We start from the raw sequence: 8,297 nt of genomic DNA, 5'->3' as shown, positions 1-8,297 counted from the left end.
GAACAGATAGGCCATGGCGAGGCCGAGGAGCAGTTCGATAGGAAGGGCTATGACCATGACAAGCACGGTGTGGAGGAGTGACTGCCATAGTCTCGCGTCATGAAAGAGCTGAACGTAGTTCACCAGTCCGGCAAAGGATGTGTCAGTCTCCAGCATGGTGACGCGCATGAAGCTGACCACCAGCGAGAAGATCAGTGGAAACAGGCCGATCAACAACAGCAGAAAGATGGCCGGCGAAATCAGCCAGTATCTGAAGTTGCGGTCGGGATGGGCGATGGCGGCCATGGCTGAAGTCGGGATACGTTCCGCTTTGGTCTCGTGCCGTCGTCGACAGCGGGCGGAGCCTCTCCCGCTGGAAGGCGGGAGAGGAGAGGAGAGCGGCATGCCTACATTTTCGGATAGGCGCCGGACTCGGCGGCCCAGGCCGCATAGACCATCTTCTGCTTGTCGACGCCGATTTTCTGGGTGATCTCGTCCCACTGGGTTGCCGCTGCATTGAGGATCGTCTTCGGATCGTCGCCCGCCCAGAGCTTTGAGATCGCCTGGCGCATGACCTCCTCATATTTATCGGTTTGTAGCAGCGACAGATCGAGAAGGCCCGTCTGCGATGCCTGTTTCAAGGCTGCCAGATAGTCCTTGGCGTTTGGCCACAGAGCGAGATAGCCAGGATCCGCATAGTGCGAGTCGCGGAACGGATCGCGTAGCGTATAGGGAAGCTGAACGCGCTGACGGCTCACATCTTCGCTGTTGAGCCATTGGATGAACAGATAGGCTGCATCCTTGTTCTTCGAGGTGGACGAAATCGACAAGGCAAAGCCGGCGGCGAGCTCGGGGTGTCCTCCCGGTGGCAAGGCATAGCCTACTTTGCCAGCTATGGTGGTTTTTGGGACCCAGTTGAGTGCCTCTTGGTCCGTACCATATCCCTCGGCCCAGCGCCCGTAGGGTGGCCAGGAAATCGTCATGGCCGACTGGCCTTGCAGGAAAGTCGCGAGATTCTCAACGAAGCCGAACTGCTCCACGCCGGGCGGCATGAATTTGTTCTCGTTGCGCATGGCAGTGAAGACTTTGACGCCAACATCAGAGTTGATCGTGGCCTTCATGGTGTCGGCATCGAAGAACTTGCCGCCCTCATTGCGGAAGCGTTCCTCGAACATGTACATGGCGTAAGGAGGCTGTCGGAAGAAGGAGGCGCCGTAGATACCTTTGTCCTTTAGGATGTCCGTAAGACCAGCTCCGACGACATCGAAATCCGCCCATGTCTTCGGCACCGCGAGGTCCTTGCCTGTCTTCTCCTTGAAAGCCTTCTGTACGGCTGGATCCTCGAAGAGGTCGCGCCGATAGTACATCAGGAACACGTCGCCATCGTCGGGGAAGCCGTAGATCTTGCCGCTCACTTTCATCTGGTTGTCGCGGTAGGTCGGCGCAATCGTCTGCAGCTCGGAGGCGTAACCGTATTTCTCGACATAGGGGTCAAGCACCTCAAGCGCCCCGGCTTGGGCAAGATCGGGCATCCAGGCAGGTATGACGTTGAGCGCGTCATAGGCGCCGGCTCCCGACTTGTAGTCCTGCATGATCTTGGTGAACATCTCGGCAGTTGCGACCTCGATCACCTTCACATCGATTCCGGTCAGCTCTTTCCACTTCGGACCTGAGAAGTGAGTGGGATCGAGCGACTGAAGTCCTGCCTCCCAGACGATCGTGATCGTACGTCCCTTGTATTGCTGGGCGGCCTTGACGGCGGTGTCGGCAGCCGAGGCGGCCCATGCCGGTCGTCCCATTGTCGCGACGAGGCCGGCGCCCAGACTGATCTTTCCGAAATCACGTCTATTGATCATCGTGTCCTCCCGTTCCTTGATTGACATTTCAAATGTCCCTCGCTCGTTTGCGGCGAGGAATTCTCAATTCTCAAATTGGCGGCGGTACTCCTCTAGTTTGCGCTGGAAATTCGGTTTCTCGAGTACCGCGCGATTGACGATACCGCGCGGGATTCGCCCTTGCTGAATGTCGAGCACAGCCCTGATATCGGCTGCACCATTTCCGGCGAAACACTGATCGGTCCAGCAAAGTGCATGAGGTGTCACGATGATGTTGTCGAGCGCGAACAGTGGATCGGACGGATCGGTCGGTTCCTGCTCGAATACATCGAGGGCCGCACCGGCAATCCGCCTGCTATTGAGGACGTCTGTGAGCGCTTTTTGATCGACGATTGGTCCGCGTGCGGTATTGATGAAGAAGGCGGTATTCTTCATCAGGGCGAGACGGTCGGCGTTCACGAGGTGGCGCGTCTCGGCCGTCAGTGGACAGTTCACCGTAACGATGTCGGCACGGGCGAACAAATCGTCGAGACCGACGAGCTCGACTCCCAGCGCGGCGGCCAGCTTGGTATCCGCAAGTGGGTCGTGCGCGATGAACCTCATGTCGAACGGCTTGGCGAGCCGGAACAACTCGGCCCCAATATTGCCGATGCCGATCGAACCCAGCACCTTGCCGACCAGGCCAAAGCCCATATGTCCGCCACGCGCGGCAAAACCCGGTGGCCCTTGTCGGGCAAGCCTGTCCTTGACCATCAGCTTTCCGGTGAGTGCCAGAATGAAGGTCATGATCGACACAGCGACAGGGCGGCGTACGCCGTCCGGCGTGATCGCCAACGCAATGTCCGCGGCGGTACAGGTTGGCACATCCACGGTGTCATAGCCGACGCCGAAGCGGGCTATGATGCTGAGCCTGCCGTTTTTGGGGGCGCTCCCGGGCGCAAAGCGGTGAGCCAGCAGGATGAGTGCGTCGAAGTCTTCAAGATCGCTGCTGCGCAGAGGGTTGGCGTCATCCAAATACGTCATTTCCACACCGCGGGCCTCCAGCAGAGGCTTCAGATCGAAATCGGGGTAGACGGCGGAGCCGTCGGCCTTCCTGAAATCGCCTGAAAGGGCAACACGGAATGGCGCGTTCATGGCATGCATCCCTTCCGCAAGGTGGTGATTGCGGCCGTCAGCGCATCCCGGAGCACCCAAACGTCGCCAGAATAGCAGCAAAAATCGAAGCCCTGCTTGTAGAGCGCTATGCCGACCTCGGTCGTCGGTACCAGGCGGCCCAGTGCCTTCTTGTGCTTCTTGGCGGCCGCAATCGTCTGCTCGACCGCCTTCAGAAATTTCGGATGGTCGAACTGGCCGGGGATGCCAAGCGATACTGACAAGTCGAAATGGCCGATCCACAGGCAGTCGACGCCATCGACAGCAGCAATCCCGTCGGCATTTTCGGCGCCTTCAGCGGTCTCGATCTGGCAGAACAGCGTTGTCCGCTCGTTGGCAGCCGCAAGCTTCTCGGGCACCGGGCCTTGCCCATAGGCATCATGCGCAATACTCAAGGCAACGCCACGTCGCCCATCCGGATAGTATTTCATGCAATTGACGACGGCCTCCGCTTCTGCGGCAGTACTGACCATCGGGATCATGATTCCTTCCGCGCCCGCGTCGCAGGCGCGCGCGATATGGTGATATTCCTTTGATGGCACGCGGACGATGGCCGGCAACCCTGCGGCTTCAAAGTAGCGCGCAGAACTCTTGACGGTTTCGAAGCCGAAGCCCGAATGCTCCAGGTCGAAAAGCGCGAAATCGCAGCCCGCTTGTTTGAGGATATGGCCGATTCCCGGAGTGGCAAACTCGACGATGAAATGACCAAGCTTGGCCTCTGGCGTGCGGGTCATTTGCTTGAGTCCGGCACGAGCCATTGTTCATCCTCCCGTTTGGTCTGTTGTTCGATCCCTTGAAGTGGAGATCAAACCCAGTCGACGTTCTTGTTCATGATCAGGTCGGCGCTAGTCCTGTCGACAAACCATTCATTTGCCCGCCCTCCGGACCTTCCAGTAGAGCTTGCCAACCTGATCGAGGTGCGAGCGCATGCGGGCGTCGGCAAGTTCCGGATCGTGTGCCTTGATCGCTTCGAAGATCGCGACATGCGCGTCGAAGGCGACCCGGTTCTGGCTGGGATAGCTGAGCGTCACACGTCTCTGGTCGACGAGCCAATCGATGATGGCTCGGTGCATGACCACATAGATGGGATTCTTGGGGATCGTAGCGATCGCGTAGTGAAATGTGATATCCGAGTCCTCAAAGCGTTGGACGTCGCCAATGGACTTGTAGTTCGCGTCAAGCGCATCGCTCAGGTAGCGGATATCTTTTGCTGTGGCGTTGCGTGCAGCATCACGTGCCAGGCCGGTCTCAAAGAGGGCGCGCGCATCCTGGAAATGACGGATGCCGTTGTCATCGGAGAGCAGATATTTTGCACTGCTCGACAGCGACGTCATAACGACTTCAGCACTCGGCGCTGTGACCCGTGCCCGCGACCCCGCCCGAAGATCAACGAGCCCCGTGCGCTGCAGATGAAACAGTGCCTCGCGGATGGCTGTCCGGCCAACGCCAAACTCCGCCATGAGCTGACGTTCTGATGGCAGCTCGGCGCCGGCCACCAATTCCCGATCGCGTATCCTCTGCTCGAGGATATCGACGACCTGCTCAAAGAGACGCGATCGTTTGAGCTGAGGGGACATTGGTATACCTAGTATACCAGGGTACGCTAGGTCCTGCTGATGCCACTGTCAATAAGCGCCATGATGGACGGGACGTAAGGTGGTCTTGGCTGACGTCCACCTACGGAAGATTATAACTTAGGGCCTCTTTGCCCTGCTCTCCGGAAACGACGCGTCTTAAGCGGCATAAAAATCGAGAGGACACGCTCATGCAGTGGCTCAAGGAAACCTTTCATGTCGACAAACCGATCATCGCCATGTGCCACTTGCAGGCATTGCCCGGCGATCCCGGATACGATGCGGCCGGCGGCATGAGCAGAGTGGTCGAAATGGCCCTTGCCGATCTCGACCACCTTCAGAACGGCGGTGCCGACGCTGTAATGTTTTCCAACGAGTTCAGCCTGCCTTATCTGACCAAGGTGCGTCCCGAAACCACCGTGGCGATGGCACGCGTCATCGGTGAGCTCATGCGCTTCATCAAGGTACCGTTTGGCGTCAACGTCTTGTGGGATCCCATTGCCTCGATCGATCTTGCGGCCGCCACCGGAGCAAGCTTCATCCGTGAGATCATGAGCGGGGTCTACGCCAGCGATTTCGGGCTGTGGAATACCAATGTCGGTGAAATAGCGCGCCACAAGGCAAGGCTGGCCCCGAAGCTCAGGCTTCTGTTCAACATCGTGCCCGAAGCCGCTGCCTATCTGGGCAATCGCTCGATTGCGGATATCGCCCGCTCGACCGCCTTCAACAACCGGCCCGACGCCATCTGCGTGTCCGGCCTCACCGCTGGCGCCGAAACAGACACCCAGGTCCTTTCCACGGTCAAAGCGGCCGTGCCGGGCACAGCCGTGCTTTGCAACACGGGTTGCCGGATCGACAATATCGAACGCCAGCTCGCCGTTTCGGACGGGGCAGTCGTGGGATCGACATTCAAAGTCGACGGCATCTTCGAAAATCCGGTCGATCCAGCGCGTGTTCAGGCCTTCATGGACAAGGTCAAAGCGATCCGCTCTGCCTTGCCCGCGGTCGCATAAGAAATGTCGCCGGGTCCGGCAGCCCACGGCGCCGGCTCGATCCAGATCTGATGAACAGCAAAGGTCCGGTACCGGACCAGATTGGACCAAAGTGACGATTGACCAACGCAGCCTCACTCGCATCGAGGCATGGACCAAAGAGCTCTGCCTGATACCTGGTCTTTCCGGCTACGAAGATCCGGTAAGCGACTACATCCGGGCCGCCTTTATCGACCCCCGCGTCGAGAGCCACGGCGATGCGTTCGGGAATTTGACCCTCACGGTGAAGGGGACAGACTCCGCAGCTCCATCGGTGATGGTCTTCGCCCACACCGATCAGCTTGGCCTCTTGGTACGACGGATTGAAGCGAACGGTTTCGTTCGGGTGGAACGGCTCGGGGGCGTGCCCGAACGGGTGCTGCCGGGCTTGCGATTGGTGATCATGAGCAAGCATGGCAGGCAGATCCCCTGCGTCGTCGGCATCAAGGCGCACCATGCCACGCCGCAAGACGAAAAGGGCCAGGTGCTCGGCTATGACAAGCTCTTCCTCGATCTCGGCGCCAGATCGGCAGAAGAGGTGCGCGCCCTCGGCGTCGACATCGGTGCGCCAGTCACCTACTGGCCCGCTTTCGAACGATTGGCCGGCACACGCGTGTCCGGAACGGCAATCGACGACCGTGCCGGTTGTGCCGCGCTGATGGACCTTGTGCAAAGGCTTTTGGATGAACCGGTTCCAGCTACGCTGCATGCGGTTTTTTCGGTGCAAGAGGAGTTCAACCTGCGCGGCGCCATGCTTGCGGCCGGGCGTCTCAGGCCAGATGCGGCCATTTCGATCGACATCATGGTCGCCTCCGATACGCCTGATCTCGCGGAGCGCGGCGAACTGCAGCTTGGCGGCGGTCCGGCGCTTGGCCTCTACAGCTTCCACGGGCGCGGCACGCTCAATGGTACGCTTGCCCATCCTGCGCTCCTCAATCATCTTGTGGAGACAGCTAGCCGCGTCGGCATGCCCATCCAGCGCAGCGCTCATACCGGCTGCCTCACGGATTCCTCCTACGTTCAGCTCGTGGGCGAAGGAATTCCCTCCATCGATATTGGCTATCCGACACGCTACACGCATGCGCCGATCGAAACCTGCGACCTTGCCGATCTTGAACAGATAGCGGCACTGCTTGCACTGGCTCTGCGCGATATGAAAGCAGGCTTCTCCTTCAAACGGAGGAGATATTCATGCGGCACCTCCTAGGCATCGATATTGGCAGTTATTCCAGCAAAGGCGTCCTGCTTGATGAGTCCGGTACTATTCGGGCAACAGCGCAGCGCAAGCACGACATGCGAGTGCCGGGGCCAGGACTCGCTGAACATGACGCCCTGCAGGATTGGTGGGATGGCTTTCGCGCGCTGAGCCAGCGCCTGATCCTGGACAGTGGGATCAATCCGGCTGCGGTTGCCGCGGTCGGGTGCAGCGGGATTGGCCCCTGTGCGCTGCCTGTGACTGAAGCCGGTAAGCCCCTACGCCCAGCGATCCTGTATGGCGTAGATACACGCGCCGAAGCCGAAATCGAAGAGCTCAATGCTGAACTCGGCGCACCGGCCGTGCTGGCCCGAACCGGCAATCCGCTGACGACACAGTCTGTCGGTCCGAAGGTCCGATGGCTTGCAAAGCATGAGCCTGACACTTTCCGCAAAACTGGGCGGATCGTCGGCTGTCCTACCTTTATCGTTCACCGATTGACAGGACGGTGGGTCGTCGATCACTACGGCGCGTCCTGCTACACGCCGTTCTATGACCTTGCCGCCAAAGGTTGGCATGACGAGACGATCGAACGGATTTGCCCGGTCGACTGGCTACCTCAAATCGCCTGGACAACGGAGATTGTCGGCCATGTGAGCACTGAAGCCGCAGCGGAAACTGGGCTCGCCGCTGGCACGGCTGTGATCGCTGGCACCATCGATGCGGCAAGCGAAGCGATCAGCGTCGGCGTGCAAAAGCCGGGTGACTTGATGATCATGTACGGCACTACGGCCTTCTTCATCCAGGTCAATGCCGAACTCGTCGTCGACCCCCGTTTCTGGGCTGCGCCGTTTCTGTTCGAGAACACCTGGAGTGTCATGGGCGGTCTTGCGACTGGTGGCGGTCTAACCCAGTGGTTTCGCAAGGAAATGACTGGACTCTCCGACGAGGATGCATCCTTCCAGACGCTGATGGAAGAGGCGCTCAAAAGCCCGCCGGGCGCCAACGGCATTTTGATGCTTCCGTATTTCAGTGGTGAGCGAACACCAATCAACGATCCGCAAGCCAAGGGACTGATCTTCGGCCTGACGCTCGCGCACCACCGCGGCGATGTCTATCGTGCGCTGATCGAGGGAATTGGCCACGCAACCCGGCATAATCTCGACAGCTTTGCCGAAATGCAGCCGGCTCGAAGTATTTATGCGACCGGAGGCGGCGTACAGAATCCTCTGTGGACACAATGCGTCAGCGACATTGCAGGCATACGTCAGAACGTGCGCCGGCACACGGTGGGTGCGGCGCTCGGATCTGCCTTTCTCGCAGGAATAGGCAGCGGGATCTTCGTGCCGGAGGATATCGATCGCATTAACCCGATTGTGTCGCAAATCGCACCGAATGAGGCCAACCGCAACCGCTACGAGGTCGATCATGCCGCTTTCAAAGCGCTTTACGTCAACAACAGAGGCATGATGCGACGGTCCACGGCAAGCTAGTCGATGGGACCGGAGGCAGCTGGCGTGGCTATCACGAG

The 8,297-nt window shown here is 59.3% G+C and carries 7 protein-coding genes and 1 pseudogene; 3 read left to right on the top strand and 5 right to left on the bottom strand.

All coding sequences use genetic code 11. The features are described from left to right. The 5 genes and pseudogenes from SO140_RS05980 to nanR all read right to left on the bottom strand — a co-directional run. Window positions 1-285 (bottom strand): annotated as a pseudogene (locus SO140_RS05980) (sugar ABC transporter permease); the annotation flags it as partial. Window positions 286-386: 101 nt separating this feature from the next. Next, window positions 387-1,835 (bottom strand): extracellular solute-binding protein, encoded by a 1,449-nt coding sequence (locus tag SO140_RS05975; RefSeq protein ID WP_449382212.1) that lies wholly within the window; start codon window positions 1,833-1,835, stop codon window positions 387-389. Between the two features lie 63 nt (window positions 1,836-1,898). Then, complete coding sequence (locus SO140_RS05970) at window positions 1,899-2,948, bottom strand: NAD(P)-dependent oxidoreductase (protein ID WP_449382213.1); 1,050 nt, start codon at window positions 2,946-2,948, stop codon at window positions 1,899-1,901. Further along, window positions 2,945-3,724, bottom strand: a complete 780-nt coding sequence (locus tag SO140_RS05965) for an HpcH/HpaI aldolase family protein (protein WP_449382214.1) — start codon at window positions 3,722-3,724, stop codon at window positions 2,945-2,947. The genes SO140_RS05970 and SO140_RS05965 overlap by 4 nt, the downstream gene beginning before the upstream one ends. Before the next feature lie 108 nt (window positions 3,725-3,832). Then, window positions 3,833-4,543 (bottom strand): transcriptional regulator NanR, encoded by a 711-nt coding sequence (nanR, locus tag SO140_RS05960; protein ID WP_449382215.1) that lies wholly within the window; start codon window positions 4,541-4,543, stop codon window positions 3,833-3,835. 188 nt (window positions 4,544-4,731) lie between these two features. On the opposite strand from nanR, the gene SO140_RS05955 reads away from it, so the two are divergent. The 3 genes from SO140_RS05955 to SO140_RS05945 are packed head-to-tail and all read left to right on the top strand — an operon-like array spanning window position 4,732 to window position 8,259. Further along, window positions 4,732-5,553: a BtpA/SgcQ family protein gene (locus SO140_RS05955; RefSeq protein ID WP_449382216.1), complete on the top strand. Its 822-nt coding sequence runs from the start codon at window positions 4,732-4,734 to the stop codon at window positions 5,551-5,553. After that, on the top strand, window positions 5,492-6,778 hold the full coding sequence (locus SO140_RS05950) for a M42 family metallopeptidase (protein WP_474799991.1): 1,287 nt from the start codon (window positions 5,492-5,494) through the stop codon (window positions 6,776-6,778). Before SO140_RS05955 ends, SO140_RS05950 begins: the two co-directional genes overlap by 62 nt. Further along, window positions 6,763-8,259, top strand: coding sequence for an FGGY-family carbohydrate kinase (locus tag SO140_RS05945; RefSeq protein ID WP_449382218.1), 1,497 nt, complete (start codon window positions 6,763-6,765; stop codon window positions 8,257-8,259). Before SO140_RS05950 ends, SO140_RS05945 begins: the two co-directional genes overlap by 16 nt. Window positions 8,260-8,297: the final 38 nt, after the last annotated feature.

The organism is Bradyrhizobium sp. UFLA05-108 (assembly GCF_059803455.1).
Note: the sequence above shows the minus strand (reverse complement) of the source record. Positions and strands in the feature narration are given on the sequence as shown.